This is a genomic window from Methanobrevibacter cuticularis, from assembly GCF_001639285.1.
GTDB lineage: Archaea > Methanobacteriota > Methanobacteria > Methanobacteriales > Methanobacteriaceae > Methanobaculum > Methanobaculum cuticulare.
Map to the genome: position 1 here is coordinate 1 of NZ_LWMW01000004.1, position 2,677 is coordinate 2,677.

Below are 2,677 nucleotides of genomic sequence, written 5' to 3' on the forward strand. Positions count from 1 at the left end.
TTCTTTTCACGTTTTTTAAAAAAATTGCGTGCCTACGGCACAATTATCATCAAAAAGCTGTTTAAAATACATTAAAATCAGCAACGATTTCTGCGAAAAAAATAACAACTAACATTTTGACAGTCTCAAAATAAAACACAAAAAAAGTATAATGAATTGTAATAAAGATTTTTTCATGTTTTTATCACATTTATTTTTATAAAAATTGAATGATTTTGATAATTATCTTTTTGTAAATAAATTAAATCCGGGAACAACAGCTGATTTGACTGCTTCTTCAATAATGGTCAGCTATTTAGCTGATTTTTTAATGAAAAGTAATTATTTAATGATATTTTTCTATCTTGATAATGAGTTCTATTTAAGATTATTTATTAGTTAAAATTATTAGTTTGCTAGTTATTAAATAATGTTATTTAATTCGTTATTTTATGAACTTATTTTATTTATTTATTAATTCTTTTATTTCTCTTTTTGTATTCATTATTATGCTGTCTACGCTTTAGACAATCTTATTAATGAATAAGTAGTCCTTATTTATCCTTTTTAATAGTAATAATTAAATAGTATAAACTACATATTATTGTATTATTAATTATTAATTAGTGAAGGGGTGAATGCTATTATGGTTGAAAATGATAAGGACTATGATTTAAAAATTATGAACAAATTGGAAGGTGCAAAAAGATATAATAAAGAACAAGATAGCGAAATTAATAATAAACAGACAATTAAAGAATCAAATAATAACATTTCAAATGACAATATAGATGATTTTAAGAATACTTTTAATGATAATAAAAATGATTCTGAGAATGAATTTAAGAGTGATACAAAGAATGAATTCATTTGGAAGAATCATGAGGAGGATGTAAGGAACAAATTCAGTAAAAGTTTCAATGATCAGGATGCAATTATTGAAATCAAAGATTATGTTGAAGATGGAATGGATAATACATCTAAAAAAGATATAACTGGTAAAGCTACTGAGGTTAAGGGAGATTTTGATAACAAAATCAAAGACTTAAATATGTAGATACTTAAATATGTAGATAAAAATTTCTATTAATTTTTTATATTTTTATCTTATAATTGGATTTATATTATGTGGAGTTATACTGTGTTTTATTGCTGATACCTGTTATTTTTTCCTTTAAATTCATTAATTATATGAGATTTAAACAATGTGTATATTGTTATTTCAATTGAAATTTTCAAAAATCTGATTTTTGGCCACGACTTGAAGTAATGTATTTTAAAAAAGTTATTTTTTTTTTTTTTTTTTTTTTTTTATCTGTGATACTTTTTCATAGGAATTAATGTTTTATTTTCATTAATTATCCAATTTTGACTGATTTAGTATTTATAATTTTCAAATGGCAAAAATTTAAATATGATTAACAACAGATATTAATATTTACTCAATATTATAAATTTGTTATTTTCGATAATGAATTTATGAAACTTGTATTTCTAAATCATAGTTGTTATATAATTAAAGACCATTTTATTTAAAAAATTAATTTTGAGGATAATATGGAAATAAAGGAGGTTTAATTATGAAAATGAATGATTTTACAGGAATGGAAGTCATAGACACTGAAGGTCAAAGTGTTGGTAAGATAGATACTGTTGAATTTGATACAGCCGATGGAACTATCAAGGATATTATTATTAAATGGAAAAATAATATTTTTTTTAGTAGAAAAAAAACACTGGCATATAATCATATTGATAACATTAATGATGTTGTGTTATTAAATGTAGCAGTAAGTGGGAACGATTAATAATTACATAAAAACAAAAACAAGGTGATTTATATGGAAAACAGAATGATGAGTGTAGGAATAGTAGCTATTATTGCAGGATTAGTTGTAATAGTTTATCCTCCGATTATTGCATGGATAGTAGGTTTGGCATTAATAGTTTATGGTATAATGAGGTTAGTATAATCAATAAGTATAGCTATGAAATAAATACTGTAAATAATTTTCAGATTTATTAATTTTTTATTTTATTATTTGAAGATGACCTATAATTACGAGTTCAGTGAACAATTATTTAAATTTAAGTATATATAGTATTGGACAAAACGAGAGTGTAAAAAAGTGTGGAGTTTTTTGGAAAAAATCACTTTTCATTTATAAAACTTTATAAGTAAAACTGAAAATTTTAGAAAAACTCCACAAAAATTTACACTCTCGACAAAACTTCTCAAAATTATAATATTTTTAAATATTCCTATCAATCATTATTTTTATAAATAAAAGAATTTCAACGATTAAAAATTTAATATTATTTTTAAATCAAATGTCCAGTACTATATTTATACAAATTATTATATAGTCCTGAAAATAAAGTTTCTAATTAATGTATGTATCGAGCCAATTTTCTATTAATGTTCTGGAATTGGCGTAGATATAGAAATATCGTGAAAATTCCGTCATTAAAAACATTTCATCTTCAACATATGTAACTGATAATTTATCTTTTATAGAGTACCAAACTCGTTCTATGGGATTAATATCTGAAGCATACTTTTCAAGAAATACTAATTTTATATTAAGAATTTTTGCAATTGTTTTTCCAATTTTAGCTATATGTGTTTTAGCATTATCCAAAACAATCACGATTCTTTTTTCATTTTCAAACATCTCTTTCCAATCTCCTTCTTTTA

Annotated in this window: 4 protein-coding genes and 1 pseudogene; 4 read left to right on the forward strand and 1 reads right to left on the reverse strand. The window is 22.6% G+C overall.

Annotated features, from left to right (window positions below):
• Positions 1–202 precede the first annotated feature (202 nt).
• The 4 genes and pseudogenes from MBCUT_RS10655 to MBCUT_RS11640 all read left to right on the forward strand — a co-directional run.
• Positions 203–382, forward strand: a pseudogene (locus MBCUT_RS10655) (hypothetical protein); the annotation flags it as partial.
• Positions 383–625: 243 nt separating this feature from the next.
• The gene (locus tag MBCUT_RS00030) at positions 626–1,036 is read left to right on the forward strand and encodes a hypothetical protein (protein WP_067257135.1); all 411 of its coding nucleotides are present in this window, start codon (positions 626–628) and stop codon (positions 1,034–1,036) included.
• 523 nt (positions 1,037–1,559) lie between these two features.
• Positions 1,560–1,787, forward strand: coding sequence for a PRC-barrel domain-containing protein (locus tag MBCUT_RS00035; protein WP_067257138.1), 228 nt, complete (start codon positions 1,560–1,562; stop codon positions 1,785–1,787).
• 33 nt (positions 1,788–1,820) lie between these two features.
• Complete coding sequence (locus MBCUT_RS11640) at positions 1,821–1,952, forward strand: hypothetical protein (RefSeq protein ID WP_281177916.1); 132 nt, start codon at positions 1,821–1,823, stop codon at positions 1,950–1,952.
• 411 nt (positions 1,953–2,363) lie between these two features.
• Here MBCUT_RS11640 and MBCUT_RS00040 read toward each other — a convergent pair.
• A partial coding sequence (locus MBCUT_RS00040; RefSeq protein ID WP_211263739.1) for a transposase occupies positions 2,364–2,677 on the reverse strand: 314 nt, incomplete at its 5' end.